The sequence below is a fragment of the Actinoplanes sp. NPDC051388 genome, from assembly GCF_055586225.1.
The window spans coordinates 23,831-49,147 of the sequence record NZ_JBVJIP010000026.1; the positions used below are offsets into that span (position 1 = coordinate 23,831).

26 protein-coding genes and 1 pseudogene are annotated in these 25,317 nt (G+C 70.8%); 16 read left to right on the forward strand and 11 right to left on the reverse strand.

Annotation, left to right across the window (positions count from 1 at the left end; genetic code table 11):
- Window positions 1-9 precede the first annotated feature (9 nt).
- The 3 genes from ACZ6TI_RS42950 to ACZ6TI_RS42960 all read left to right on the forward strand — a co-directional run bounded on the left by ACZ6TI_RS42950 (window position 10) and on the right by ACZ6TI_RS42960 (window position 3,332).
- A complete protein-coding gene (locus tag ACZ6TI_RS42950) occupies window positions 10-1,791 on the forward strand; it encodes a CTP synthase (RefSeq protein WP_465351049.1) in 1,782 nt (593 codons plus the stop codon).
- Window positions 1,788-2,384 (forward strand): NUDIX domain-containing protein, encoded by a 597-nt coding sequence (locus ACZ6TI_RS42955; protein WP_465351050.1) that lies wholly within the window; start codon window positions 1,788-1,790, stop codon window positions 2,382-2,384. The genes ACZ6TI_RS42950 and ACZ6TI_RS42955 overlap by 4 nt, the downstream gene beginning before the upstream one ends.
- A gap of 135 nt (window positions 2,385-2,519) precedes the next feature.
- On the forward strand, window positions 2,520-3,332 hold the full coding sequence (locus ACZ6TI_RS42960; protein ID WP_465351051.1) for an SAM-dependent methyltransferase: 813 nt from the start codon (window positions 2,520-2,522) through the stop codon (window positions 3,330-3,332).
- Window positions 3,333-3,435: 103 nt separating this feature from the next.
- On the opposite strand, the gene ACZ6TI_RS42965 is transcribed toward ACZ6TI_RS42960, so the two are convergent.
- Entirely contained in the window at window positions 3,436-5,052 is a 1,617-nt protein-coding gene (locus tag ACZ6TI_RS42965; protein WP_465351052.1) for an alpha/beta hydrolase domain-containing protein, read from the reverse strand.
- A 184-nt stretch (window positions 5,053-5,236) separates the two neighbouring features.
- On the opposite strand from ACZ6TI_RS42965, the gene ACZ6TI_RS42970 reads away from it, so the two are divergent.
- Entirely contained in the window at window positions 5,237-6,022 is a 786-nt protein-coding gene (locus ACZ6TI_RS42970) for a trypsin-like peptidase domain-containing protein (RefSeq protein ID WP_465351053.1), read from the forward strand.
- On the opposite strand, the gene ACZ6TI_RS42975 is transcribed toward ACZ6TI_RS42970, so the two are convergent.
- The 4 genes and pseudogenes from ACZ6TI_RS42975 to fdhA form a co-directional block, all read right to left on the reverse strand.
- Entirely contained in the window at window positions 6,023-6,361 is a 339-nt protein-coding gene (locus ACZ6TI_RS42975; protein ID WP_465351054.1) for a DUF6578 domain-containing protein, read from the reverse strand.
- A gap of 156 nt (window positions 6,362-6,517) precedes the next feature.
- Window positions 6,518-7,435 carry an aminoglycoside phosphotransferase family protein gene (locus ACZ6TI_RS42980; protein ID WP_465351055.1) on the reverse strand — a complete coding sequence of 306 codons (918 nt, stop codon included), beginning with the start codon at window positions 7,433-7,435 and terminating at the stop codon, window positions 6,518-6,520.
- 130 nt (window positions 7,436-7,565) lie between these two features.
- A pseudogene (locus ACZ6TI_RS42985) lies at window positions 7,566-7,640 on the reverse strand (DUF6578 domain-containing protein); the annotation flags it as partial.
- A gap of 81 nt (window positions 7,641-7,721) precedes the next feature.
- Complete coding sequence (gene fdhA / locus ACZ6TI_RS42990; protein ID WP_465351056.1) at window positions 7,722-8,969, reverse strand: formaldehyde dehydrogenase, glutathione-independent; 1,248 nt, start codon at window positions 8,967-8,969, stop codon at window positions 7,722-7,724.
- Between the two features lie 216 nt (window positions 8,970-9,185).
- Between fdhA and ACZ6TI_RS42995 the strand changes: the two genes are divergently transcribed.
- The 11 genes from ACZ6TI_RS42995 (at window position 9,186) to ACZ6TI_RS43045 (ending at window position 20,147) form a co-directional block, all read left to right on the forward strand.
- Window positions 9,186-10,022, forward strand: a complete 837-nt coding sequence (locus ACZ6TI_RS42995) for an SAM-dependent methyltransferase (RefSeq protein WP_465351057.1) — start codon at window positions 9,186-9,188, stop codon at window positions 10,020-10,022.
- 72 nt (window positions 10,023-10,094) lie between these two features.
- Window positions 10,095-10,907 (forward strand): SAM-dependent methyltransferase, encoded by an 813-nt coding sequence (locus ACZ6TI_RS43000; RefSeq protein ID WP_465351058.1) that lies wholly within the window; start codon window positions 10,095-10,097, stop codon window positions 10,905-10,907.
- A 302-nt stretch (window positions 10,908-11,209) separates the two neighbouring features.
- Entirely contained in the window at window positions 11,210-12,325 is a 1,116-nt protein-coding gene (ald, locus tag ACZ6TI_RS43005) for an alanine dehydrogenase (protein ID WP_465351059.1), read from the forward strand.
- On the forward strand, window positions 12,309-13,214 hold the full coding sequence (gene xerD, locus ACZ6TI_RS43010) for a site-specific tyrosine recombinase XerD (RefSeq protein WP_465351060.1): 906 nt from the start codon (window positions 12,309-12,311) through the stop codon (window positions 13,212-13,214). Before ald ends, xerD begins: the two co-directional genes overlap by 17 nt.
- Window positions 13,215-13,323: 109 nt before the next feature.
- The gene (locus ACZ6TI_RS43015; protein WP_465351061.1) at window positions 13,324-14,253 is read left to right on the forward strand and encodes a ParA family protein; all 930 of its coding nucleotides are present in this window, start codon (window positions 13,324-13,326) and stop codon (window positions 14,251-14,253) included.
- Window positions 14,254-14,928, forward strand: a complete 675-nt coding sequence (locus tag ACZ6TI_RS43020; protein ID WP_465351062.1) for a zinc metalloprotease — start codon at window positions 14,254-14,256, stop codon at window positions 14,926-14,928. It begins immediately after the preceding gene.
- A 62-nt stretch (window positions 14,929-14,990) separates the two neighbouring features.
- Window positions 14,991-15,971, forward strand: coding sequence for a segregation and condensation protein A (locus ACZ6TI_RS43025; protein WP_465351063.1), 981 nt, complete (start codon window positions 14,991-14,993; stop codon window positions 15,969-15,971).
- 344 nt (window positions 15,972-16,315) lie between these two features.
- Window positions 16,316-17,071 (forward strand): SMC-Scp complex subunit ScpB, encoded by a 756-nt coding sequence (gene scpB, locus ACZ6TI_RS43030; protein ID WP_465351134.1) that lies wholly within the window; start codon window positions 16,316-16,318, stop codon window positions 17,069-17,071.
- The gene (locus ACZ6TI_RS43035) at window positions 17,040-17,798 is read left to right on the forward strand and encodes a pseudouridine synthase (protein ID WP_465351064.1); all 759 of its coding nucleotides are present in this window, start codon (window positions 17,040-17,042) and stop codon (window positions 17,796-17,798) included. The genes scpB and ACZ6TI_RS43035 overlap by 32 nt, the downstream gene beginning before the upstream one ends.
- Window positions 17,799-17,932: 134 nt before the next feature.
- A complete protein-coding gene (locus ACZ6TI_RS43040) occupies window positions 17,933-18,433 on the forward strand; it encodes an SRPBCC family protein (RefSeq protein WP_465351065.1) in 501 nt (166 codons plus the stop codon).
- 40 nt (window positions 18,434-18,473) lie between these two features.
- The gene (locus ACZ6TI_RS43045) at window positions 18,474-20,147 is read left to right on the forward strand and encodes a caspase, EACC1-associated type (RefSeq protein ID WP_465351066.1); all 1,674 of its coding nucleotides are present in this window, start codon (window positions 18,474-18,476) and stop codon (window positions 20,145-20,147) included.
- Between the two features lie 129 nt (window positions 20,148-20,276).
- Here the strand turns inward: ACZ6TI_RS43045 and ACZ6TI_RS43050 are convergent, their stop codons facing one another.
- The gene (locus tag ACZ6TI_RS43050; protein ID WP_465351067.1) at window positions 20,277-20,477 is read right to left on the reverse strand and encodes a hypothetical protein; all 201 of its coding nucleotides are present in this window, start codon (window positions 20,475-20,477) and stop codon (window positions 20,277-20,279) included.
- A gap of 74 nt (window positions 20,478-20,551) precedes the next feature.
- On the opposite strand from ACZ6TI_RS43050, the gene ACZ6TI_RS43055 reads away from it, so the two are divergent.
- Entirely contained in the window at window positions 20,552-21,067 is a 516-nt protein-coding gene (locus ACZ6TI_RS43055) for a hypothetical protein (RefSeq protein WP_465351068.1), read from the forward strand.
- A gap of 7 nt (window positions 21,068-21,074) precedes the next feature.
- Here ACZ6TI_RS43055 and ACZ6TI_RS43060 read toward each other — a convergent pair whose 3' ends face one another.
- The 5 genes from ACZ6TI_RS43060 to ACZ6TI_RS43080 are packed head-to-tail and all read right to left on the reverse strand — an operon-like array spanning window position 21,075 to window position 25,316.
- Window positions 21,075-22,550 (reverse strand): aldehyde dehydrogenase (NADP(+)), encoded by a 1,476-nt coding sequence (locus ACZ6TI_RS43060; protein WP_465351069.1) that lies wholly within the window; start codon window positions 22,548-22,550, stop codon window positions 21,075-21,077.
- A complete protein-coding gene (locus ACZ6TI_RS43065; RefSeq protein WP_465351070.1) occupies window positions 22,531-23,382 on the reverse strand; it encodes a fumarylacetoacetate hydrolase family protein in 852 nt (283 codons plus the stop codon). Before ACZ6TI_RS43065 ends, ACZ6TI_RS43060 begins: the two co-directional genes overlap by 20 nt.
- Complete coding sequence (locus ACZ6TI_RS43070) at window positions 23,379-23,747, reverse strand: hypothetical protein (RefSeq protein ID WP_465351071.1); 369 nt, start codon at window positions 23,745-23,747, stop codon at window positions 23,379-23,381. Before ACZ6TI_RS43070 ends, ACZ6TI_RS43065 begins: the two co-directional genes overlap by 4 nt.
- A complete protein-coding gene (locus ACZ6TI_RS43075) occupies window positions 23,744-24,538 on the reverse strand; it encodes an amidohydrolase family protein (protein WP_465351072.1) in 795 nt (264 codons plus the stop codon). The genes ACZ6TI_RS43070 and ACZ6TI_RS43075 overlap by 4 nt, the downstream gene beginning before the upstream one ends.
- Before the next feature lie 13 nt (window positions 24,539-24,551).
- Window positions 24,552-25,316, reverse strand: coding sequence for an SDR family NAD(P)-dependent oxidoreductase (locus tag ACZ6TI_RS43080; RefSeq protein WP_465351073.1), 765 nt, complete (start codon window positions 25,314-25,316; stop codon window positions 24,552-24,554).
- Window position 25,317 lies beyond the last annotated feature (1 nt).

A 25,317-nucleotide genomic window follows, 5' to 3' on the forward strand; every position in this document is an offset into this window, starting at 1 on the left:
GAGCAGGCTTTGGCCGTTACAGCGCGCGACACCCGACACATCTTCGTCACCGGGGGCGTCGCCTCCTCGCTGGGCAAAGGCCTCACCGCCTCCAGCCTCGGCAATCTTCTGACCGCGCGCGGGCTCCGGGTTGTGATGCAGAAGCTCGACCCCTATCTGAACGTCGACCCCGGCACGATGAACCCGTTCCAGCACGGTGAGGTCTTCGTCACCGAGGACGGCGCCGAGACCGACCTCGACGTCGGCCACTACGAGCGCTTCCTCGACCGGTCGCTGTCGCAGAAGGCGAACGTCACCACCGGCCAGATCTACTCCGCGGTGATCGCCAAGGAGCGCCGCGGCGAATACCTCGGCGACACCGTGCAGGTGATCCCGCACGTCACCAACGAGATCAAAGAGCGCATCTTCGCGATGGCCGACCCGGACGAGTTCGGCCGCACCCCCGACGTGGTGATCACCGAGGTCGGCGGCACGGTCGGCGACATGGAGTCGCTGCCGTTCCTCGAGGCGATCCGCCAGGTGCGCCACGAGATCGGCCGTGACCACGTGTTCTACCTGCACGTCTCGCTGGTGCCCTATCTGGCGCCGTCGGGCGAGCTGAAGACCAAGCCGACCCAGCACTCGGTCGCCACGCTGCGCAACATCGGCATCCAGCCGGACGCGCTGGTCTGCCGCAGCGACCGCGAGATCCCCGAGAAGCTCAAGCACAAGCTGTCGCTCTACTGCGACGTGGACCGCGAGGCCGTGGTGGCCTGCCCGGACGCGCCGAGCATCTACGACATCCCGAAGGTGCTGCACCGCGAGGGCCTGGACGCCTATGTGGTGCGCCGGCTCGGTTTGTCCTTCCGCGATGTGGACTGGTCGAGCTGGGACGACCTGCTGCAGCGCGTGCACCACCCGCGGCGCACCATCACGGTCGCGCTGGTCGGCAAATATGTGGACCTGCCGGACGCCTATCTCTCGGTGAGCGAGGCGATCCGCGCGGCCGGCTTCGCCAACACCGCGAAGGTGCAGTTGCGCTGGGTGCCCAGCGACGAGTGCGACACCGCGGCCGGGGCCGCCTCCGCCCTCAAGGGCGTCGACGGCATCGTCATCCCCGGCGGCTTCGGCATCCGGGGCATCGAGGGCAAAATCAACACTTCCCGGTACGCCCGGGAGAACGGCATCCCGATCCTGGGTCTGTGCCTCGGCCTGCAGTGCATGACGATCGACGCGGCCCGCAACATGGCCGGGCTCGAGGGCGCCAACTCGCTGGAGTTCGACGAGCTCACCAAGCACCCGGTCATCTCGACGATGGCCGACCAGCAGGACATCGTGGCCGGCAAGGGCGACCTCGGAGGCACGATGCGCCTGGGTGCCTATCCGGCGGCGCTGACCCCCGGCTCGGTGGTCGCGGACGCTTACGAGAGCACCGAGATCTCCGAGCGGCACCGCCACCGCTACGAGGTCAACAACGACTACCGCGACAAGTTGACCAAGGCCGGGCTGCGCATCTCCGGCACCTCGCCGGACGGCCGGCTGGTCGAGTTCATCGAGCTCGACCGCGAGACGCACCCGTTCTTCGTGGCCACCCAGGCGCACCCCGAGCTGAAGAGCCGCCCGACCCGGGCGCACCCGCTGTTCACCGCGTTCGTCCGGGCCGCGGTGGAATACGCGGCGGCCGACGAGCTGCCGGTCGGCCCGCTGGCCGAGGCCGCCGCCCTCGACGGCGCCGGCAGCACGGCCCCGGAGGGGCCCGGGTTCTCCGCCAGGGCCGTAGGCACCCCGGCCGGTAGCAGCACAGCGTCGTGACCGCCTTCGAGCACGAGACCCTGTCGCGGGTCGAGCGATACGCCGGCCCGATCTTCAGCGTGCACACCGAGCAGGTCACCATGTCCGGTGGCGGCACGGCGGCCCGCGACGTGGTGGAGAACAGGGGAGCGGTCGGCGTCGTCGCCCTGGACGACATCGGCCGGGTGGTGCTGATCAGGCAATACCGGCACCCGGTGCGCCGGCGCCTGTGGGAGGTGCCGGCCGGCCTGCGCGACGTGGCGGGCGAGGAGATGCTGCTCACCGCCCGGCGCGAGCTGGCCGAGGAGACGGACTACACGGCCGCCCGCTTCGACCTGCTGGTCGATCTGGAGACGTCGCCGGGCTTCAGCAACGAGACGATCCGGATGTTCCTGGCCCGCGACCTGACGCCGGTGCCGGAGGAGGAGCGGCACGAACGCACCGACGAGGAAGCGGACCTGGAGATCGTCTGGTTCGACCTGGACGAGGCGGTAGCGATGATCCTGCGCGGCGAGATCACCAACTCGTCGACGGTGGCGGGATTGCTGGCGGCGAGCCGGGCCCGCGACGACGGATGGGCGACGCTGCGTCCGGCGGACACCCCACCGGCCTGACCCGGCGGCATTCCGCGGCGCGCCGCGGCACCTGGGGCATTCCGTGGCACGCTGCGGCACCCGTGGCCGCTCGTGGTGACCTCTGCGGGCGCTGTAGACCTGATTCACGAAAGAGTCACCGCGCACCCTTTCTGCATGCGGCACCTCTCCTGGCTGCCCGCGCCGGGCGGCGGGGCCAGCGCCGCGGTCGTGTTGAATGCAGCCGTGGACAGGCAACGGCTGAGCAGCATCGCGCATTCGCATCACCCGATCGCGGCGCCGATCTTCGGTGTCAACGTCAACCGGCTCCTGCACCGGGCCGACCGGCGGCCCAACGCGCGCGTCCTCGACCTTGGTTGCGGCGAGGCGGCGTGGGCGATGCAGGCGCTCGCGCACTATCCCGACGGCCACGCCGACGGCGTCGACCTGAGCGCCTACGCGCTCGAGCGCGCCGAACTCGCAGCCACCGAACGTGGCCTCGCCGACCGCCTGACGCTGCACGAGCGCGACGCCCGCGACTACGTCCCGGACGGCGACTACGACCTGGTGTTCTGCATAGGTTCGACGCACGCGTTCGGAGGCTTCGCCGAGACGCTGCGGCTGGCCGGGCGACACGTGCGGCCGGACGGCGTGCTGATGGTCGGGGAGGGTTTCTGGCAGGTGCCGCCGACGCCCCCGGCGCTGGCCGCGCTCGACGCGACGCCCGACGACTTCACCGACCTGGCCGGCCTGGTGGACAGAGCCGAGACCGAGGGCTGGACGTCCATCTACGCCCACGTCAGCGACGAGTCCGAGTGGGACAACTACGAGTGGTCGTGGGTGGGTTCGCTGACCGAGTGGGCGTTGGACAACCCAGGCCACCCAGACGCCAAGGAGGCGCTGATCGTCGCCCGCGAACACCGCGACCAGTGGCTGCGCGGCTACCGCAACATCCTCGGCTTCGCGACGCTGGTGCTCCGCCGAGGCTGACGTCGCGGCTCCGCCGGAGCAGTCGGCCGAGGCTGATGTTGCGGTTTCGCTGGAGCAGTCGGTCGGGCTGATGTTGCGGTTTCGCTGGAGCGTCCGGCACCGGTCAGGGGGCTGCCAGGACGGCTATCAAGGCGGTGCCGACCCGGGTGACGGCGGCGCGGGTGGGCGGGTCGGTGATGCGCTGGGCCTGGGCGGTCAGCAGCGTCAGGTGGGCGATGGCGGCCAGGTCGGTTGTGGAGCGTTCGGCGGCGGCCAGGCGGTCTCGGAGGGCGGCGGCGATCGGAGCGGGGATGCGGTCGGCGGCCGCGTATTCGTTGATCAGGTCGCGGATGTCGGAATACCATGCCGGGTCCTGCTGGTAGGAGCGCGCCAGGTAGCCGGCTCGGGCGTTGGCCCTCGTGGTGCGGGCCACCTCGGTCACGTAGGCCGGCACGTGTGGGTAGAGGGCGGCCAGCTGGGCGTCGGTCAGCGGGACCGAGCTGCCGTCCAGGAAACAGAAGCCGGGGCCGGTGTTCGAGCCGGAGTTCACCCGCAGCGGCGCTTCGTGCTGGGCCAGCCGGATGCCGCCGAGCGCCAGTCCCAGCTCGTCGCGGGCGATGATCGTGCCCGTGGTCTCGATCTTGGGCGCCGTCGGCGGCTGAATTCCCCGGCTGATCCAGGCGACGGTGTGGTCGTAGACCGCGTTCTGCGCCATGTGCTGCGGGATGCGGGACAGCGACGGGAGCGCGCACGTCTGCGGCTCGCCCGGGTAGCCGCCGGGGTAGGAGCCGATGTCGCGCTTGCGCAGCGGGCCGTAGTCGGTGATCAGCTTCCAGTCGCCGTGTGAGGCGCCGGCCACCTCCCAGGCGCGCAGCACCGGCGAATCCGGCTGGGCGCGGGCGGCGGGGGACAGGATGCCGCTGGCCACGTCCCCCTCGGAGTTGATGCGGAACACCTCGGTGTCCAGATCGGTGCGCAACACCCCGCCGCCACCGTGCAGGACCACCGCGTCGACAGCGCTGGACAGCGGCTGGACGCCGTTGTAATAGCTCGCCAACCGGCCCGCGGACTGCGAGTGACCGGTGGCGATGACGAACCGCGGCGGCGGCAACGAGCCCAGCGGATCGGTGGCACCCGGCCGGCGCACCGCGCCCACAGCCTGGCTGAAGATGTCGTAGGACAGCGAGTCGTCCACGATCGTGCCGCCCGCCGTGACGTCGAGCGATCCATAGCGGTCCGGGCCCCACGCCTTGAGCCCGGTCGCCGAGTGCACGCCCGCACGCTGGGCGGACACGCCGACCCAGGCATAGCCGGACCGGATCAGGTGCTCGTGCGTCTGGAACCAGTCGACCTCCTGGTCCCACTGGTTGCTGACGTTGAGCCACTCGGCGATCACCACGCCGTTGAACTTGCGCGCGCTCACCGGCCGGCGCACGACGACCCTGGTGGCATAGGCATGTCCGGCGCTGATCTCGGTGGCCGTGCCGGTGCCGGTGATCGCATAGCGGGTGGCCTCGCCGGACAGGAAGAACTCCTGCTCGACATAGCCGGCCGCGGCCAAGTCCACGTCGGTGGCGAGGAACGGATAACCGTGCGCGGGGTCGCCGACGGGTGAGGTGGCGCGGATCGGGCCGGTGACCGTGGGCTGTGGACCGCCGGCAGCGGTGGCGGGCTGGGCCGGTGCGAGTGTGACGGTCAGAACGGCGGCGAGCGCGACTGCGCTGAGGCGGGCGGCGGACACGAGAGGCACCTCACCGGTGTGTGTCGGGTCTGTTACGTGCTGCAAACGCTAATCGCATCGCCGTACCGAAGATAGATGTCTTTGGTAGTAACTTTCGTCCATGTAGACGGAAGTGGGGCATCGACCAAGGTCCTCGGCAGCGGCCCGATGAGCTGTTGGCGCGGGGTCGCTATCGTCGGCGACCATGCGTCGAGAGAAGTCGTTTTCGCTGGCCGTGATCCTGGCTGCGACCATGGTCGCGGGGTGCGGCCTGCTGCCCTCGATCGGTCGTGACGACGCCGACGCGGACGGCGCGACGGACCCGGCTGCCGCCCCCGCCGAGCCGGATCCGCCGACGATCGGGCGTAACGCGGTGCTCCGGCCGGTCTTCGACACGACCGAGGGACGGATCGCGGCGGGCACCGCGTTCATCGTGCGCTGGAGTGACGGCCGCCTGCTGATGCTCACCGCGCACCACCTGCTCGGGGAGTCCGGCGGGATGAGCCGCGAGTACACCGGCGCCGAGCTGAACGACGTCGTCACCGGTGTCACGGCGACCAGCGTGGACGACGAGAGCGTGGTGGTGACCTCGACGGCGATGGTCGACATCCCGGACGCCGTCTCCTCGACCACCGACATCCGGCGTGATCTGACCGCCTTCGAGGTCACCGCCGCGCCCGGCGTCACGGTGCTGGACCTGGCCGCCGACCCGCCGGAGCCGGGCGATCGGGTCTTCCTGCTGGCGGAGGACGGCGACTCGAGCCCGGAGCGGCTGTTCCCCGCCGTCGAGCAGGACGCGGACACCGTGCCTTACCTGCAGTTCGAGTACGACGACCCGATCGAACTCCAGGCCACCAGCGGTGCGCCGGTGGTGAACGCGCTGGGCCAGGTGATCGGCGTCAACATCGGTGGCAACGACGACCGCTCGCCGGTGCGCGGGCACGCCAACTCGATCGAGACGTTCCGCCCCACCCTGGAGGCGAACCTGTAGTCAGAAACCCCGGACTGCTGCCGTCGGCTGATCGCGGACCCGGAGCCGCACCAGATAGCCGTCGAAGGTCTGGCCGTCGGGAACGTCGGGTCGTCCGTCCGCCACCGTCACGGCCGTCCTGAAGCCCGGGTCGCTGTACACCTCTTCAATGGCGACGATCGTGCCGGCCAGCGGCCGCGCGTCGTCCCCGTGGTGGTCGTCGTCGACATCGATGACCGGCGCGCCGTCGCCGAACAGATCCGGAAGCCAGACCCGGAGAGGTTCACTCACCAGCCACGACACGTCGGTCCCCACGGCGAACGGCACGGTGCATTCACACCGCAGCTGCCAGTCGTCCACCCACACCATCAGGTCCACGCCGAGAGTCTGCCCGCCAGCGACCAAGGTCGCGCATCAAATCGCCTTCCGGCCCTGCGGAATAGCCTTGAATTCCACAGTGGATCTAGGCGATCGGTGGGAGGCTTTCCGGGCCGGCAACGGCTCACGGGAGGAGGTTCAGGGGTGGCCGTCGAGGAACATGCGCAGGCGGGTGATCGTGGAGGCGTTGTCGCCGGGGAGGTGGCCGTTGATCGCTCGGCAGGCCCATCCCAGGCGCAGCGCGGGCGGCACCGCGGCGGCCAGGTCGCCCGGGTAGTGCTCGGTGAAGGGTTTCAGATAGGCGTCCTGGAAAGGGGTCAGGTCGACCGAGTCCTCGATGTCGTCCAGGCCCCACGCCAGCTGGCCCTGCAGCGTCACGGCCAGCGTGAAGAACGGGTGCGAGACGCAGGCATCGCCCCAGTCGAGGATCAGATGGCGTCCGTCGCGCACGAAGACCTGGCCGTCGTGCAGGTCGTCGTGCTGGATGGTGGCCGGCAGGTCCCAGCCGGCCAGCGTCTCGCAGAGCTCGGCCACCATCGGCGCCGCGGCGTGGAAGCGCGGCTCGGCGCCGATCTCGTCCAGCAGCCTGGCATAGGCCTCCGGCAGGGCGGGCAGCCGGCGGTCCGGCACGCCGAGCGCGAGCAGGTCCGCCACGTCGGTGACCGAGTCCAGCTGCACACTCGCATAACGCGGCAGCACGTCGAGCCACCGATCGAGGCTGCGCTCGCGGGCGGTGACCACGCGCAGCGTCTCGCCGCCGTCGGTCATCAGCATCCAGCCGCGCCCGACGTCGGTGGCCAGCGGCGGTGGCACCACGCCGGGCCGGCGGGCGGCCAGACGCTCGACGACGCCCGCCTCGTGGGCCAGCGAACCGGCATTGGCCTTGAACCACACGTCGCCGCGAAGCGTCGGGATGCGCAGCACGGTCGACCACGGCCGCACGTGTGGCTGCTCGATCGGGCCGGTCCGCTCGAGACCCAGCTCGCTGAGCCGTTCGGCGATCCAGTCGTGCGCCTCGCTCAGCCACGCCGGATCACGCCACTGCTGCTCGGTCATCGCCGCACCTCCGGGATCTCCAGATGGGCCAGATATCCGGCGAAGACCAGGCCGTCGCGGTCGGAGACCCAGCCGTCCGCCCGCTGGACCGAGGTGCGCTCGCCGGTGCCGGGCACCTGTCACGCGTCGTCCACGACACCGACCCGCCCACGTCGAACGGGTCACCGCAGCACTGCAGCTGCCAGTCGTCGACCCAGACGGTCATCTTCACACCGAGAGTGTGCCCATCAACGGTCCCGGGCGCAGCCGAGATTGCGATCCCGGCCGCGCCCGTGCGGCGGTCCGGTCAGGCGGACCGCTTGCCCACGATGCCGTGCGGGTCCAGCACGTACTTGCGGGCGGCGCCCTGGTCGAAGTCCTGGTAGCCCTGCGGGGCCTGATCCAGGGGAATCGGCGTGGCATTGACGTTCTTCGCGATCTGCACGCGGTCGTGCAGGATCGCCATCATCAGCCCGCGGTTGTACTTCATCACCGGGCACTGGCCGGTGACGAACGAGTGCGACTTCGCCCAGCCCAGGCCGAGCCGCAGCGAGAGCGAGCCGACCTTCGCCGCCTCGTCCACGCCGCCCGGGTCGCCGGTGACATAGAGGCCGGGAATGCCGATCGCGCCGCCGGCCCGGGTCACCTCCATCAGCGAGTTCAGCACGGTGGCCGGCATCTCGGTTTCGGAGTCGGCGCCGTGCCCGCGGGCCTCGAAGCCGACCGCGTCCACCGCGGAGTCGACCAGCGGCTGGCCGATCGCGGGCGCGTCCCGGCCGAGGATCTGGTGCACCTGCTCCGCGGGGTCGCCGTCGGCCACGTTCACCGTCTCGCAGCCGAAGCTGCGGGCCTGCGCGAGCCGTTCCTCGTTCAGGTCGCCGACGATCACCACGGCGGCGCCGAGCAGCCACGCGGAGGTGGCCGCGGCCAGGCCGACCGGGCCGGCGCCGGCGATGTAGACGGTCGAGCCGGTGGTCACGCCCGCGCTCACGCAGCCGTGATAGCCGGTCGGGAAGATATCGGTGAGCATGGCGAGATCAAGGATCTTCTCGAGCGCCTGGTCCCGGTCCGGGAACGGGAGCAGGTTCCAATCGGCGTACGGGACCAGCACGTAATCCGCCTGCCCACCGACCCAGCCGCCCATGTCGACATAGCCATACGCCGAGCCGGGCCGATCGGGGTTGACGTGCAGGCAGACGCCGGTCTTGCCCTCCTTGCAGTTGCGGCACCGTCCGCAGGCGATGTTGAAGGGCACCGAGCAGATGTCGCCGACCTTGACGAACTCCACGTCCGACCCGACGTCGACCACTTCGCCGGTGATCTCGTGACCCAGCACGAGCCCGGCCGGCGCGGTCGTGCGCCCGCGCACCATGTGCTGGTCGCTGCCGCAGATGTTGCTGGCGACGGTCTTCAGGATGGCTCCGTGCGGGGTCCGTCGGCCGACATTCTCCTTGTTGACGCCGGGTCCGTCCTTCATCTCGTACGTCGGGTAGTCGATGTCCCGGATCTCGACCTGGCCCGGGCCCTGGTAAACCACAGCGCGATTGGCTGGCATCGTTGCCTCCCATCGTCCTGGCGGCGTGAGGTTCGGTAGGTAGCGGCGGGTGGCCGCACAGAAGCAGATTGTTACGCCGCCATGAACGCCATGTTTCCCGCGTGGCGACCGAATGAGAACCATCGATTGTGACAAGACCTGCCGAAAGCGACATCGCCCTCCGGAACGGTCTCCAAGGGCGGTGACCTGAAGATCAAGAGGGGGCTTCCATCCACTATGGATGCGTGTGACGATGATCCGGTGACGGACGAACTGGACGCGCCGCCTCCGCCCATCGACACTTCCGTGCCGCATCCGGCCCGGCGATACAACTACTGGCTCGGCGGCAAGGACAACTTCGCCGCGGATCGGGAGTCGGGGGACGAGTTCGTCCGGCACTTCCCGGGTGTCAAGATCGGCGCGCGGGCCAACCGGGCGATGCTGCAGCGGGCCACCCGGTTCCTCACCGCCGAGCGCGGCATCCGGCAGTTCCTCGACATCGGCACCGGCCTGCCCACGGCGGACAACACGCACGAGGTCGCGCAGGCCGTCGCGCCCGAGACGCGGGTCGTCTATGTGGACAACGATCCGCTGGTCATGGCCCACGCGCAGGCGCTGCTGACCAGCACGCCGGAGGGCGAGACCGCCTATCTCGAGGCGGATCTGCGGGATCCGGCGCGGATCCTGGACGCCGCCAAGGACACGCTCGACTTCGGGCAGCCGGTCGCGTTGATGCTGGTCGCGGTGCTGCACTTCATCCCGGGTGACGGCGCCGCGTTGCCGCTGGTCAGGAAGTTGCTCGAAGCGCTGCCGGCCGGCAGCTATCTGACCGCCACGCACGCCACGATGGACTTCGCCGCGCCGCAGGACCGGGCCACGCACGACCAGATGCGGCGGTCCGGGCGGTCCGATGTGTGGCTGCGGGGGCGGGCGGAGTTCGAGGCGATCTTCGACGGACTGGCCATCGAGGAGCCGGGCATCGTGCCGGTCAGCGAGTGGCGGCCCGAGCCGGGCACCGATCTGCCGGACCGCCGTGACATCGCGATCTGGGGTGCGGTCGGCCGCAAATCCTGACCGCGGAGCAGGGCGGAAGATCATTGATCATCCGGATCGACCCGCGTCGCTCACTGCACTTATAGTGCACCGGTGACCACTGACGACCGCCCGCCGCACCCCGCCATCGACGCCTCGGTGGCGCACCCGGCGCGACGGTACAACTACTGGCTGGGCGGCAAGGACAACTTCGCCGCCGACCGGGCCTCCGGTGACCGGATCGCCGAGACGTTCCCGGCGGTGCGCACCGCCGCCCGCGCCAACCGGGCCATGCTCCAGCGCTCCACCACCTTCCTGGCCAAAGAGGCCGGCATCCGGCAGTTCCTGGACATCGGCACCGGGCTGCCCACCGCGGACAACACCCACGAGGTCGCGCAGCGCGTCGCGCCGGACGCCAAGGTCGTCTATGTGGACAACGACCCGCTCGTGATGACCCACGCCCGGGCGCTGCTGACCAGCACGCCGGAGGGGGAGACCGCCTATCTCGAGGCGGACCTCCGCGAGCCGGGCCGGATCCTGCGCCAGGCGCGCGAGACCCTCGACTTCACCCAGCCGATCGGCCTGATGCTGTTCGCGGTGCTGCACTTCATCCCGGGTGACGGCGCGGCCCAGCCGCTGGTCGCGGAACTGGTCGAGGCGCTGCCGTCGGGGAGCTTCCTGACCGTCACGCACGCCACGCTGGACTTCAACTCCCCGCAGGAGCGGGCCGGCTACGAGAGCCTGCAGCGGTCCGGGAAAGCCGAGTTCTGGACCCGGCGCGAGGACGAGTTCGCGGCCTTCTTCACCGGGCTCGAGCTGGTCGAGCCGGGCATCGTGCCGATCACCGAGTGGCGGCCCGAGGCGGGCGTCGAGGTGCCGGCCCGCCGTGACATAAACGTCTGGGGAGCGGTCGGCCGCAAACCCTGAAGCGGGACGCCGACACAAAAGCGCCGGCACAAACGGGGCGCCGGCACAAACGGGGCGCCGGCACAAACGGGGCGCCGGCACAAACGGGGCGCCGGCACAAAAGCGGCGCCGGCGTGGAGAGGGGGCGCCGGCCGTGGGCCGCTGTCGGGTGGATGGCGTGCACCGGCTGTGGGCGTACCCGGAAACGGGTTTGTGATCTTCCACCCGTTCGCCGGAAACCGGTCCCGCTGGTTGGGAAGCTATATTGCGAGCATCCTGGCCGTGCAATGGCGCTCGGCGAGACGGAGAGGACGGTATCGCTCGTGAAGGTCGGCATTCCCAGCGAGGTCAAGAACAACGAGTTCCGGGTGGCGATCACGCCCGCGGGGGTCTTCGAGTTCACGCGCGCCGGGCACGAGGTCTTCGTGCAGGCGGGCGCCGGGGACGGCTCTTCGATCACGGACGCCGACTTCGTCGCGGCCGGGGCGATCATTCGGCAGACCGCCGACGACGTGTGGGGCACGGCCGACCTGATTCTCAAGGTCAAGGAGCCGATCGCCGAGGAGTACGGGCGGATGCGCGCCGGCCAGGTGCTCTTCACCTACCTGCACCTCGCCGCCTCCAAGGAGTGCACGGACGCGCTGGTCGACCGCAAGGTGACCGGCATCGCCTATGAGACCGTCGAGCTGCCGGACCGCTCGCTGCCGCTGCTCGCCCCGATGTCCGAGGTGGCCGGCCGGCTCGCCCCGCAGGTCGGCGCCTACCACCTGATGGCCTCCGGCGGCGGCCGCGGCGTGCTGATGGGCGGCGTCCCCGGCGTCTACGCGGCGAAGACCGTGGTCATCGGCGCCGGCGTCTCCGGCATGAACGCCGCCGCCATCGCGCTCGGCATGCAGGCCGAGGTGCTGGTTCTGGACAAGAACATCGCCCGGCTGCGGGCCGCCGACGCGGACTACCGCGGCCACCTGCAGACCATCGCGTCGAACGCCTACGAGATCGAGAAGGCCGTGCTCGACGCCGACCTGGTGATCGGGGCCGTGCTGGTGCCCGGCGCGAAGGCGCCCAACCTGGTGCCGAACGAGCTGGTCAGCCGCATGAAGCCGGGCAGCGTGCTGGTGGACATCTCGATCGACCAGGGCGGCTGCTTCGAGGACTCGCGGCCGACCACGCACGCCGACCCGGTCTATCGGGTGCACAACTCGATGTTCTACTGCGTCGCGAACATGCCCGGCGCGGTGCCGCACACCAGCACCTATGCGCTGACCAACGTGACCCTGCCCTATGCGCTGGAGCTGGCCAACCGGGGCTGGCGGGACGCCGTGCGGCGCGACCCGGCGCTGGCCCTGGGCGTCAACACGCACGACGGCCACGTGGTCTACGGCCCGGTCGCCGAGGCGCACGGCATGTCGACCCTCAGCCTGAATGACGTCCTCAAGTAAGGCCGTCCGCACCTATCTCGACCACCTCAGCGTCGAGCGGGGGCTGTCGCGCAACACGCTGTCGTCCTATCAGCGGGACCTGGATCGCTATGTCGACTTCCTCCGGGAGATCGGCATAGACGATCTCGCCGCGGTGTCGGGCGCCGATCTCACTGCGCACCTGGCCGCGTTGCGCGCCGGCGGCTTGTCGGCGGCGAGCGCCGCAAGAGCGATGAGCGCGGTACGCGGACTGCACCGTTTCGCCACCCGCGAGGGCCTGGCCGCCGAGGACGTGAGCCGCGACGTCAAGCCGCCCGCGACCCCGAAGCGGCTGCCCAAGGCCCTCGACCTGGACCAGGTGGAGCGGCTGCTGGCCGCGCCCGCCGGCGACGACCTGCTCGTGCTGCGCGACCGGGCGCTGCTGGAGTTCCTCTACGGCACCGGCGCGCGGATCTCCGAGGCGGTCGGGCTGGCCGTGGACGACCTTTCCTTCGAGACCGACGCCGTGGTGCTGCACGGCAAGGGCGGGCGGACGCGCCTGGTGCCGCTGGGGCGATACGCCCGCAATGCGCTGGACGCCTATCTGGTTCGGGCGCGTCCGGCGCTCGTGCCCCGCGCGCCGGCAGTCTTCCTCAACTCCCGCGGCGGCGGGCTGAGCCGGCAGAGCGCCTGGACCATCCTGCACCGCGCGGCGGCCACCGCCGGCCTGCCCACCGAGGGTCCGCACGCGGTGTCTCCGCACACCCTGCGGCACTCCTATGCGACCCATCTGCTGGACGGCGGCGCGGACGTCCGGGTGGTGCAGGAGCTGCTCGGGCACGCCTCGGTCACCACGACGCAGATATACACACTGGTCACCGTGGACCGGCTGCGTGAGGTGTACGCGACTTCCCATCCGCGGGCTCGTTAGGACATAGGCATCCGTAGGCGCGACACGCCGGGCAGGCAGCCGGGACGTGAGGTGTCCTTGGCGTACAGTCGGGCATCGGCTCGGCGCGGGTCGGGAGGGGGCGAGCGGCATGGGGCACGGCAGTAATCAGGCGGAAGCCTGGACCTCGGCGCTCCGCGAGCAGCAGAGCTCGATGGACCTCGGTGCCGACCTGGGTCCCGCCGACCCGACGGCATACACGGTGCGCCGCCCGATCCCCGAGCCGATGCCCACCGACCGGCACGGCCCGGCCCGCATCATCGCCCTGGCGAACCAGAAGGGCGGCGTCGGCAAGACCACGACGACGATCAACCTGGGCGCCGCCCTGGCGGAGTACGGCCGCAAGGTGCTTCTCGTCGACTTCGACCCGCAGGGCGCCTGCTCGGTCGGCCTCGGCGTCAACCCGCACAACCTCGACCTGAGCATCTACAACCTGCTGATGCAGGACGATGTGACCGCCGAGGACGTGATCATCAAGACCGATGTGGCCGGTCTGCACCTGCTGCCCGCCAACATCGACCTGTCCGCGGCCGAGATCCAGCTGGTCAACGAGGTCGCGCGCGAGATGGCGCTGGCCCGGGTGCTCCGCACGGTCCGCAAGGAATACGACTTCATCCTGATCGACTGCCAGCCCTCGCTGGGCCTGCTGGCGATCAACGCGCTCACCGTCGCGCACGGCGTGCTGATCCCGCTGGAGTGCGAGTTCTTCTCGCTGCGCGGCGTCGCCCTGCTGCTCGACACCATCGACAAGGTGCGCGAGCGGCTCAACTTCGACCTCGAGCTCGAGGGCATCCTGGCGACCATGTACGACAGCCGCACCACGCACTGCCGCCAGGTGCTGCAGCGGGTGGTGGAGGCGTTCGGCGACAAGGTCTACCAGACCGTGATCACCAAGACGGTCAAGTTCCCGGAGAGCACGGTGGCCGGCGCGCCGATCACGTCGCTCGACCCGGCGTCGTCCGGCGCGCGCAACTACCGTCAGCTGGCGCGTGAGGTCATCGCGGCGAAGGACGAGCGGTAGTTGCTGTTCGCGCTCGGCCAGCCGGCGGCGTTCGCCGGGCTTCTCATCGGCTTCCTGCTGGCGTTGCTGCTGCGTGCCGTCGCGATCCGGCTGATGGGCCGCTGGGTGGGCATCACCGATCGACAGTCCTCGCTGCGGCCACACCTGCGTGAGGACATCGATCCGTTCGGTGCGGTCGCGGCGGCGGTCGGCGGCGCCGGCTGGGGCAAGATCGTCGACGTCGACGAGGTGCCGCGCACCCATGGCCGTGGGCGGGCGGCGCTCGTCTTCGCGGCCGGGCCGATCTTCTGCGTGCTGGCCTCGCAGCTGGTCTTCCTGGGCTACCGGCTGGCCTTCCCGGACGCGTTCGGGCTGAGCTTCCTGCGGCCGTCGGACGTGCTGCGCGGGCAGTTCGAGGCGGGATTCGACGTGCAGATCGTGCTCGGCATCGCGGTCGGGCTGCTCGCCTTCGGGCTGCTCGCGCTGCTGCCGATCCCGCCGCTGGACGGGTTCGGGCTGCTCTGGTCGGCACAGCGCCGGCCCGGGTCCGGCATGCAGGGCTACCGCCTCTGGTTCCAGGAGAAGAACCTCGGCGTGGTGATCCTGCTGGCCTGCTGCTTCTTCCCGCTCAGCTACCCGCTGCTGCTTTGGCCGGTCGATCTGCTCGGCGCGATCTTCCTGTTCATCTGGGAATAGCGTTTCCTTGACCCTTTTGTCCCGTTAAGGCGGTGAGGGGCACTGCGTTGAGGGGAGGGCACATGAGCGTTGATCAGGCGATCGGACCCGTGGTCTACGGTCAGCACGTGCCATCAGATTCCCCCGCCACGCCGACCGAGGTGGACGACTCCGCCGCTGACGGCCGGTTCACCGTGCGGCTGGACAACTTCACCGGGCCCTTCGACCTGCTGCTGCAGCTGATCGGCAAGCACAAGCTGGACGTCACCGAGGTGGCGCTGCACACGGTCACCGACGACTTCATCGCCTACATCCGCGCCATGGGCGACGACTGGGATCTCGGCGAGGTCAGCGAGTTCCTGCTGGTCGCGGCCACCCTGCTCGACCTCAAGGCGGCCCGGCTGCTGCCCGCCGCGGACGTCGAGGACGAGGAGGACCTGGCGCTGCTGGAGGCACGCGACCTGCTCTTCGCCCGGCTGCTGCAATACAAGGCCTTCAAAGAGGCGGCCTCGCACCTGGCCGATCTGGAGGGGACCGGTGCGCGGCGGTGGCCGCGCGCGGTCTCGATGGAGCCGCGGTACGCCGAAGCGCTCCCCGATCTGGTCCTGGGGATCGGGGCGGAACGCCTCTTCAAACTGGCCCTGAAGCAGTTCCAGCCCAAGCCCGGCCCGCCCGAGGTGTCGATCGCGCACATCCATCAGGTGCGGGTCAGCGTGCGCGAGCACGCGGCGCTGTTGCGTGACCGGCTGCGGCGCGCCGGGTCGGCGACGTTCGGGCTGCTGATCGCCGACTGCGAGAACACCCTCGAGGTGGTGGCCCGGTTCCTGGCGCTGCTCGAGCTCTATCGCGAGGGGCTGGTCGAGTTCGAGCAGCCGGTGTCGCTGGACGAGCTGACGGTGCGCTGGGTCGGCGGCGACGACGCGGGCGGTGACCTGGACATCGACGACTACGAGGGCAGTCCGCCGGTGGCCGAGCCGGAGGCGCCGGCCGCGGAGTCGGTGACCGACGCGGACATCGCCGCCCTCGCCGCACTTTCGGAAGACCCGGACGGAGAAGAAGCGTGACCGACGAGCGATCCGATTCCCTGGCCTCGCAGGCGGCGTCGTGGGTGCCGCCGTGGGAGCGGGCGCCGCGAGAGCCCGACCGGGAATATCAGGCGCAGGCGATGGCCGAGCACGAGGCCGACGAGGAGCAGGGTCTCGATCCGCTGCCGGGGGAGTCCGACGAGCCGGGCACGGTGGACAGCGCGGTCGACGTGCCGGACGACGACGTCGACCTGGAGCCCGATCTCGAGGTGCCGCCGGCGATCTCCGAGGCGGTCGAGGCGGAGGACGAGGACGACGTCGACGGCTCGCCGGTCGATGCGCCGCTGCCGCCGGACGGTGACGACGCCGGCGACGTTTTCGACCTGGCCGCCGACGACGACGTGAGCGACGACGACGAAGTCGACCTGCCGTTCTACGAGGAGCCGGTCGCCTCTCCCGAGGAGCCGGCCATCGCTCCCGAGGAGCCGGCCGCTGCTCTTGAAGAGCCGGCCATCGCTCCCGAAGAACCCGCCGCTGCTCCGGAAGAGCCGGCCTCCGCGGTCGCCGCGATCCCGTCCCAGGTCATCCCGATGGACGACGGGGAGCTGCGGGCCGCCCTGGAGGCCATTCTGCTCGTGGTGGACGAACCGGTGGCGGAGCTGCAGCTCGCCCAGATCGTCGAGCAGCCGGTGGAGCGCGTCGGGTCGATGCTCGAGGACATCTCGGCGCGATTCACGGCCGCCGGGCACGGCTTCGACCTGCGCCGGGCCGCCGGTGGCTGGCGTCTCTACACCCGGCCGGAATACGCGCCGTACGTGGAGAAGTTCGTGCTCGACGGGCAATCGGTGCGGCTCACGCAGGCGGCGCTCGAGACACTGGCCGTGGTCGCCTACAAGCAGCCGGTCACCCGCTCGCGCATCTCGGCCATCCGGGGTGTCAACTGTGACGGCGTGATGCGTACGCTTGCTACGCGCGGCCTGATCGAGGAGTGCGGCACCGAGCCCGAAACCGGGGCTCATCTCTACCGGACCACCGGGCTGTTCCTCGAGAAACTGGGCCTCGACTCGGTCGACCAGCTGCCCCCGCTGGCCCCGTTCCTGCCCGACGATGTGGAAGAAGTGCTCGATGCCTCAGGCTGATCCGGTGACCGCTGAGCGCCTGCAAAAGGTGCTGGCGACCGCCGGTCTAGGATCCCGTCGCGCCTGCGAAGACTTGATCTTCCGCAGGCGCGTCACCGTGAACGGAAAGATCGCCAAGCTCGGCGACAAGGTCGATCCCTCGACCGCCGAGATCCACGTCGACGGCCAGCGGGTGATCACCGACACCAAGCTGGTCTATCTGGCCATGAACAAGCCCCGCGGCGTGGTGGCCTCGATGGACGACGAGAAGGGCCGCAACGAGCTGGCCGACTTCCTCGGCACGTTCGAGCAGCGGATCTTCCACGTCGGCCGGCTCGACGCGGACAGCGAGGGCCTGCTGCTGCTCACCAACGACGGGGCGCTCGCGCACAAGCTGATGCACCCCTCGTTCGGTGTCTCGAAGACCTATCTGGCCGAGGTCGAGGGCCCGCTGCCGCGGTCGGTCGGCCGCCGGTTGCAGTCCGGCGTGGAGCTCGACGACGGGCCCGCCAAGGTCGACAGCTTCCGGCTGGTGGACACGCTGGGCAAGGTCGCGCAGATCGAGATCGTGCTGCACGAGGGCCGCAAGCACATCGTCCGCCGGATGATGGACGAGGTCGGCCACCCGGTGCTGCGCCTGATCCGCACGGCGGTCGGCCCGATCCGGCTGGGCGACATGCGCCCGGGCGGCTTCCGCCGCCTCAACAACGGCGAGATCGCCGCGCTCTTCAAGACCGTCGGCGACTGATCTGCCAGATCTCCTCGGCCACCTCGTCCGGCCTGCGCCCATCGGTGCCGATGAGGTGGTCGACTCATCCCCGCAGCCTGCGGCCCCGAAAGGCGCGGGTCCACCGGTTTACCGGCTCGGTTGATAATGGCGGGATGCCCGTCGTGGAAGCGTCCGTCGTCGTCCCCGTACCCCCGGACCTGGCCTTTGCCGTGTCGCAGACGACGGCGCCGGTCCGTTATCGATGGGATCCGTTCGTGCGGAACCAGCACTTCGTGGACGGCGCCGTCCACCCGGACAAGGGCGTGCGGACCTTCACCCGGCAGCGGTTCGGCTTCTCGATGATCAGTGAGTACGTCTCGTTCCAGCCGCCCTCCAACGTCGGCATGAAGATGGTGCGCGGGCCGTGGTTCTTCGCGATGTTTGCCGGTGGGTGGCGATTCGCGCCGGCCCCCGACCGGCCGGGCCACAGCGTCGCCACCTGGCGATACTCGTTCCGGTGCCGGCCGGCCGTGCTGCGGCCGATCGCCGAGCTGGTGGGCCGCCGGGTGCTCGGCTGGGAGATGCGCCGGCGGATCGCGGGATACGCCCGCGGGTGCACGGACCCGGTCGTGCTCGAGGCGGCTCAGAGAGCGATCAACGACCGCGCTAGCTGAGCCTGGCGTGTCCACCCGCCGAGGTGACAGGCTGAGTCGTATGGGCGATCGGCGGCTGGCCCTCATCGTCGCGGTGGACCGCTACGACGATCCCGCGCTGCACCGGCTCGCCGCTCCCGCGGCCGACGCCGAAGCGCTGGCCGGTGCGCTCGGTGACGCCGAGCTTGGCGGCTTCGACGTTCAGGTGCTGCACAATCCCACGTCCTCGACCACCCGCCAGGAAGTGGAAGGGCTGCTCGCCGACCGCGACCGGACCGATCTGGTGCTGCTGCACTTCTCGTGTCACGGCATCAAGGACGACACCGGCGAGCTGCATCTCGCCGCCACCGACACCCGGCCCGACCGGCTGGGTTCCACGGCCGTCGACTCCTTCTGGATCAACCGATTCATCCAGCGCAGCCGCGCCGGAAGCGTGGTTCTGCTCCTGGACTGCTGTTATGGCGGGGCGTTCGAGCGCGGCATGGTCGCCCGCGCCGCCGGCGGCGTCGACGTCGGCGACCAATTCCGCCCGCAGCTCGGCGACGGCCGGGGCCGGGTGGTGATCACCGCGTCCACCGCCATGGAGTACGCCTTCGAGGGCCCGCGACTAAGGGACGGTGGCGACCCGTCCCCGTCCGTGTTCACCGGCGCGCTGGTCGAGGGCATCCGCAGCGGCGACGCCGATCACGACGGGGACGGCTGGGTCTCGATCCGCGAGCTCTACGACTACGTCTACTCGCAGGTGCGGCAGCGCACGCCCAAGCAGACCCCGAGCAAGTGGGAGTTCGGCACGCGCGGCGACCTCTACATCGCACGCACACCACTGCCCGTTTCCGAAGACGCACAAGCGACCGACGAGTTCCTGACCGGTGCGGAGGTCGAGGCTCTGACCGGCGAGAAGACAGCACTCACGCCGGAACAGCCCGACGAGTTCCCCGCCGACGACGGCGAACCCGAGATCAAGGACGAAGAGGCCCGGCAATCCGGTACGGATGAAGGCCGCACGCAGGCGACCGGGACCGCGGCCGCAGTCCTCCGGATCGCCTGTTCGCAGATCGGCTACCAGGAAGGCTCCGGGAAAGACAACAAGTATGGCCGCGCCTACGGCGTGAACCACATCGCCTGGGGCCAGCAATTCGTGTGGTGGGTGTTCCGCCAGGCCGGGCTCGGCGATGAGATGCCGAAGACGGCGGCGGCGCGGGTGGCGTACCCGTGGTATCGCCTTCACCGCGAACTCGTGGCCGTGCGCGACGCCGAGCCCGGTGACGTCGTCTGGTTCGACTTCAGTTCCGCGGTCAAGCCGGTCTCGCACGTCGGCATCGTCGAGAAGAATCTCGGCCAGGGCCGGCTGCAGACCATCGAGGGCAACACCAACCAACCGGGTTCCCGCTCCGGCGGCAACGTGTTGCGCAAGGTGCGTTCGTCCCGCATCGTGGCGGTCGGCCGACCCGACTTCGCCCGACCGCTCGCGATCGGTGTGCTCGACATGCCCTATCCCGGTCGTCCGATCGGGCCGGGCAGCCGCGAGCACGCCGCCATCAAGTGGATCCAGGCGCGGCTCAATTTCGCGGCCGCCAACAAGCATGCCGTCCTCGACGGGCGGGCGTTGACCGTGGACGGCGACTTCGGCCCGCGCACCGGGCTGGTGCTTCAGGACTTCCAGCGCCGCCGTGGCCTCAAAGGCCTCGGCCAGGCCGGCGCGAAGACCTGGCCGCTGCTCAACGCCATCCGCTGACCCGACTCGGCGACGACATACGGGTCGAGCTCGAGTGAGGCCGTATCCTGGCCGAGGCTTCACGAGGGGCCGGTGCCGGACGTGGAACCCGCGGAACTGCGCCGGATCCGAGCCACCTTCCTGGTCGCGTTACAGGTGGACGACCGGGCAGAGGGCTCGGCCATGTTCGCCGAGCGGGATCGCACCCTGGAAGCCAATCGCGACGGTGAATACGTGCTGTGGTTCGAGGCGGACCTGTACGACCAGCTGCAGATCATCCAGATCCTCGCCCGTCTCGCCGAACTCGGCGTCCCGGCGCAGCGCATCACGCTGATCTGCATCGGTGAACACGCCGGCATCGCCCGGTTCGGCGGTCTGGGTGAACTGACCGCCGCGCAGCTGCGCGAGCTGCCCGCCACGAACGCGTGCGCCCGGCTGACCCCCGCGGCCCTGAACTCGCCACGGACGCGTGGGCCGCCTTCCGCGCGTCGGCCGCCGACGGCCTGCCCGTCATCGCCGCGACTCGATCCGGTGAGCTGCGCTTCCTGGGGGAGGCGTTCGACCGGCTCAGCCGGGAGTACCCGTCGACCCGCGACGGGCTGTCGCTCACCGAACGGCGGATCCTGGCCGCGGTCGCGGACGGCGCGCCGGATGCCGGCTCGGCGTTCGTCCACGCGTCCGCCCGGGAGACGCGTCCTTATCTGGGGGACAGCTGGGCGTTCCTGATGATGGACCGGATGGCACACGCCCGGGACCCGTTGCTGCGGGTGGACCGCGGATCCACGCTGCTCCTCACCGAGACCGGAGCGCGGGTGCTCGCGGGCGACGCGGACCACGTGACGCTCAACGGCATCGACCGGTGGATCGGCGGCGTGCACCTGAGCGGGGACCACGTGCCGTGGCGGTGGAACGACGCGACCGAGACCGTCGTGCGGGTCTGAGCGGGCGCTACGACCGGCGGGGGATCTGCCAGGGATTCGCGGCCTGCAGCGGCGGTGGGAGCAGGTCGTCCGGGAACGACTGGTAGGTGATCGGGCGCAGCCAGCGGCGGATCGCGGTCGCGCCGACCGAGGTGTGCGCCGAGTTGGTGGTGGACGGCCACGGCCCGCCGTGCGACATCGCCCTGGAGACCGCCACGCCGGTGGGCCAGCCGTTCCAGATCACCCGGCCGGCCCGCTCGGACAGCAGGGTGAGCAGGCGGGGGAGCGGGAACGGGTCGTCCTCCTCGCCGTGCACGGTCGCGGTCAGTGAGCCCTCCACCGTGTCCAGGGCCCGCAGCAGGTCGTCCTCGTCCTTGTACTCGACGATCAGGGCGGCCGGGCCGAAGTGCTCGGCGGTGAGATCGGCATTGAGCTCGCCGGCGGTCGTCTCGAACAGGCGCGGGGACGCCCACCAGCCCTCGGCCGGTGGCGGGTCGCCGGCCGCCACCTCGGTCACCCCGGGCGTCGCGGCGAGCGCGTCCACGCCGGTCGCGAACTGGCCGGCGATCCGCTCGTTGAGCATCGGCGCCGGGGCCACGGCGGTGACCGCCGAGCGCAGCGCCGGGCCGAGGCCGTGGCCGGCGGGCAGGAAGAGCAGCCCCGGCTTGGTGCAGAACTGGCCGGTGCCGAGCGTGAACGAACCGACGAAACCGGAGACGATCTCGTCCGCGCGGGCGGCCAGCGCGGCGGGCGTCACCACGGCCGGGTTGACGCTGCCCAGTTCGCCGAAGAACGGGATCGGATCGGGGCGGGCGTTCGCGATGTCGTACAGGAATCGGCCGCCCGCGGTGGAGCCGGTGAAGCCGGCCGCCTTGATCCGCGGGTCGCGCAGCGCCGTGACGCCCTGCTCGTCGCCGAAGACGATGCCGAACACCCCGGCGGGCAGCCCGAGGTCGGCGACCACCCCGGAGGCGACGTCGGCCACCGCGGCGGACAGCATTGGGTGCGAGCCGTGCGCCTTGACCAGCACCGGCGCGCCGGCCGCGAGCGCCGAGGCGGTGTCGCCGCCGAGCACGCTGAAGGCGAACGGGAAGTTGCTGGCGGCGTAGACCAGGACCGGGCCGAGTGGTTCGAGGACGCGGGCCAGCACTGGGCGGGGCGGGGTGGCGGCCGGGTCGGCGTCCTCCAGGATGGCCTCCAGATAGGAGCCCTCGGTGACCACGTCGGCGAACAGGCGCAGCTGGGCGCTGGTGCGGGCCAGCTCGCCGGTCAGCCGGGGCACGGGCAGCCCGGACTCGGCCGCCGCCAACGGGATCAGGTCGTCGGCGGCGCGGTCGAGCTGATCGGCCAGCACGGTCAGCAGCTCTGCGCGTACCCGAGGGGTGGTGGTCCGGAAAGCCTTTTGAGCGGCGGCGAGCAGTGACTCGAGGCGCTCCGGTGAGGTCGGAGTGACGCCTTGGCCGACGGGTGCGCCGGTGCGCGGGTCATGACCGAGAATCGTCATGCAGAGCCACCTCCACGGGGTTGGAAAGGGTGCCGACACCGTCCACAGTGATCGCCACCGTGTCGCCGGGCCGGAGGGTGAAGTCGAGTTCGGGGACGATTCCGGTGCCGGTGCTGAGGATCGCGCCCTCCGGCATCGTGAGCTGGCGGGTCAGGTAGCCGGCCAGGTCGTCGAACGTGCGGTGCAGCATCTTGGTCGAGGTCGCCGCCGACCACGCCACGTGGCCCTCTCGGGTCACCTCGCAGGCGATGCCGAGGTCGTAGCAGTCGGGGATCTCCCAGGCCGGGCGGATGCCCGGGCCGAGCGCGCAGGAGCCCGCGTAGATCTTCGCCTGCGGCAGGTAGAGCGGGTTCTCGCCCTCGATGCTGCGGGACGAGACGTCGTCGCAGACGGTGTAGCCGACGATCGCGCCGGTCGAGTCGATGACCACGGCGATCTCGGGTTCGGGCACGTCGATCGCGGAGTCGGTGCGGATGCCGATCGGAGCGCCCGGGCCGGCGACGCGCCAGGCGACGCTCTTGAAGAACAGCTCGGGGCGCTCGGCGGCGTAGACCCGCGCGTAGACGTCGGCGACCTCGCTCTCCTCCTGACGGGCCTCGCTGGACCGCTCGTACGTCACGCCGGCCGCCCAGACCTCGGTGCGGCCGTCGACCGGCGCGAGCAGCTCGATCTCCGCTGTTTCGACCGGGCCGTCCAGCGCGCCCTCCACCGCGCTGCGAAAGTCGGAAGCCAGCAGCTCGGCGATCGTTCCCTGCTCGGCGCGGTGCACCCCGACGTCGGTTTCGACACCGACGAACACCTCGCCGCCGATCGCGTAGCGGATCACCATCATCCCAGGGTCCTCCAGGTCGACTCGCCGATCTTCGAAGCCATGCGCTGCAAGGAATTCCGGACTTGCGCCGCGGTGCGCATGCCGCACACCACGGACGCCACCTCGGGGCTGCGCAGCGGAAACTGCAGGGCCGCGTCCGGCAGGTGGGTGCCGTCGCGGCTGAAGTCGGCCCGGCGGGTCAGGGTGTCCGGCACCAGGAAGCTGTGGTCGACGCCGGTGGGCGCGGGGTTGGGTTCGAGGATCCATCCGACCTTTGTGGACAGCACGTATTCGTGGCGGGGCTTGGCGTTGAGCGTCGCGCCGAGTCGTCGCTCGGAGAGGCCGAGTTCGGTGACGGTCAGGCCGGCGACCGGGCGGGTTCTCATCGGTACCACTCCACTGCCGTGCCGCCGTCCAGCCGGGCCCGGTCGGTGTCGCTCAGGCGGCTGCGCAGGGCGGCGGTGGTCTCTCGCACTCGCGGGTAGTCGGCCGCCAGCAGGCACACCGGCCAGTCCGAGCCGAGCATCGTGCGGGCGGGGCCGAAGCTCGCGTACACGTGGTCGATGATCGGCGCGAGGTCTCCCTGCGCCCACCGCGCGTGATCCGCCTCGGTGACCAGGCCGGAGATCTTGACCCCGACATTCGGGTACGCGGCCAGCGCCGCGACGTCCACCCGCCAGGCCGACAGGTCCCCGGACCGGATCGGCGGCTTTCCGGCGTGGTCGAGCACGAACCGGGTCTCCGGCAGCGCCGCGACCGTCTCGGTGACCAGCGGCAGCTGCTCCGGCGAGATCACCAGGTCGAACGGCACATCGAGCGCCGCCAGCCCGCGGCGCACCTCCGGCCGGCGCAGCCAGTGCTTGTCCGGCTCGACCTGCAGGTTGTGCCGGACCCCGACCAGCTTTCCGCGCTCCTTGAGCTCTTTCAGCTGGGCCGGGACATCGTCGCGGGTGAGGTCGACCCAGCCGACCACGGCGAACCCGGTGTCGAGCAGGTCGAGCGTCTCCGCGCGGAGGTCGAGCGCCTGCACCACGACGGCGGCGTCCACCTGGTTGGCCCGCAGCGTCGCGGTCAGCTCCTCGACCGGGAACGAGCGCCGCAGCACCGGCAGCTCGTCGGTCCACGGCTGCGGATGCCGGTCGAGATCCCAGATGTGGACGTGGGCGTCGATCCTCATGCGCGGGGACTCGTCATGACCTGGGGCGGAGCCGCAGGCCGCCCATCCCGCCGTCCACCGCGATCTCCGCACCGGTGGTCGACCCGGCCCGCGGCGACGCCAGATAGACCGCGGCGTGCGCCACCTCGTCGGCCGAGACGAGCCGGCCGTGCGGCTGGCGGGCCTCCAACGCGGCCCGTTCAGCGGCCGGATCGTCGGCGCTGGCCAGCAACCGGCCCACCCAGGGCGTGTCCGCGGTGCCGGGGCTGACCGCGTTGACCCGGATGCCGTCCGGCATGCCGTCCGCGGCCATCGCCCGGGTCAGCGCCGACACCGCGCCCTTGCTGGCCGAATACACCGCCCGCTGCGGGAGCCCGGCGGTGGACGCGATGGACGCGGTGTTGACCACCGACGCGTGCGCGGACGCCCGCAGGTGCGGCCAGGCCGCCCGGGACACCCGCGCGGTGCCGACCACGTTCACGTCGAGCACGCTGTGCCAGTCGTCGTCCGTGGCGCTCTCCACGCTGCCCTGCGCGCCGATCCCGGCGTTGTTGACCAGCACGTCCAGCGTGCCGCCGAGCGTCCGCACGGCCTGGTCGACGGCGGCCCGGACGGCGGCGTCGTCGGTGACGTCGGCGCTGACGAACCCGATCTCTCCGGGCAACTTGCCCGGCCGGTCCTTGGCACGGTCGAGCACCACGACCCGGGCGCCCGCGGCGGTGAACGCGGTGGCCACGGCCAGCCCGATCCCCGAGGCGCCGCCGGTGACCAGGGCGGTGAGTCCGTCGAGTTCTCCCATG

Bases quoted from the DNA above. Each gene is read 5' to 3' on its own strand.
- ACZ6TI_RS42960 (WP_465351051.1), top strand. From the start codon at position 2,520: ATGCGGCACCTCTCCTGGCTGCCCGCGCCGGGCGGCGGGGCCAGCGCC.
- ACZ6TI_RS42970 (WP_465351053.1), top strand. From the start codon at position 5,237: ATGCGTCGAGAGAAGTCGTTTTCGCTGGCCGTGATCCTGGCTGCGACC.
- ACZ6TI_RS42980 (WP_465351055.1), bottom strand. From the start codon at position 7,435: ATGACCGAGCAGCAGTGGCGTGATCCGGCGTGGCTGAGCGAGGCGCAC.
- fdhA (WP_465351056.1), bottom strand. From the start codon at position 8,969: ATGCCAGCCAATCGCGCTGTGGTTTACCAGGGCCCGGGCCAGGTCGAG.
- ACZ6TI_RS42995 (WP_465351057.1), top strand. From the start codon at position 9,186: ATGGATGCGTGTGACGATGATCCGGTGACGGACGAACTGGACGCGCCG.
- xerD (WP_465351060.1), top strand. From the start codon at position 12,309: ATGACGTCCTCAAGTAAGGCCGTCCGCACCTATCTCGACCACCTCAGC.
- ACZ6TI_RS43015 (WP_465351061.1), top strand. From the start codon at position 13,324: ATGGGGCACGGCAGTAATCAGGCGGAAGCCTGGACCTCGGCGCTCCGC.
- ACZ6TI_RS43025 (WP_465351063.1), top strand. From the start codon at position 14,991: ATGAGCGTTGATCAGGCGATCGGACCCGTGGTCTACGGTCAGCACGTG.
- ACZ6TI_RS43035 (WP_465351064.1), top strand. From the start codon at position 17,040: ATGTGGAAGAAGTGCTCGATGCCTCAGGCTGATCCGGTGACCGCTGAG.
- ACZ6TI_RS43040 (WP_465351065.1), top strand. From the start codon at position 17,933: ATGCCCGTCGTGGAAGCGTCCGTCGTCGTCCCCGTACCCCCGGACCTG.
- ACZ6TI_RS43045 (WP_465351066.1), top strand. From the start codon at position 18,474: ATGGGCGATCGGCGGCTGGCCCTCATCGTCGCGGTGGACCGCTACGAC.
- ACZ6TI_RS43060 (WP_465351069.1), bottom strand. From the start codon at position 22,550: ATGACGATTCTCGGTCATGACCCGCGCACCGGCGCACCCGTCGGCCAA.
- ACZ6TI_RS43065 (WP_465351070.1), bottom strand. From the start codon at position 23,382: ATGATGGTGATCCGCTACGCGATCGGCGGCGAGGTGTTCGTCGGTGTC.
- ACZ6TI_RS43070 (WP_465351071.1), bottom strand. From the start codon at position 23,747: ATGAGAACCCGCCCGGTCGCCGGCCTGACCGTCACCGAACTCGGCCTC.
- ACZ6TI_RS43075 (WP_465351072.1), bottom strand. From the start codon at position 24,538: ATGAGGATCGACGCCCACGTCCACATCTGGGATCTCGACCGGCATCCG.
- ACZ6TI_RS43080 (WP_465351073.1), bottom strand. From the start codon at position 25,316: ATGGGAGAACTCGACGGACTCACCGCCCTGGTCACCGGCGGCGCCTCG.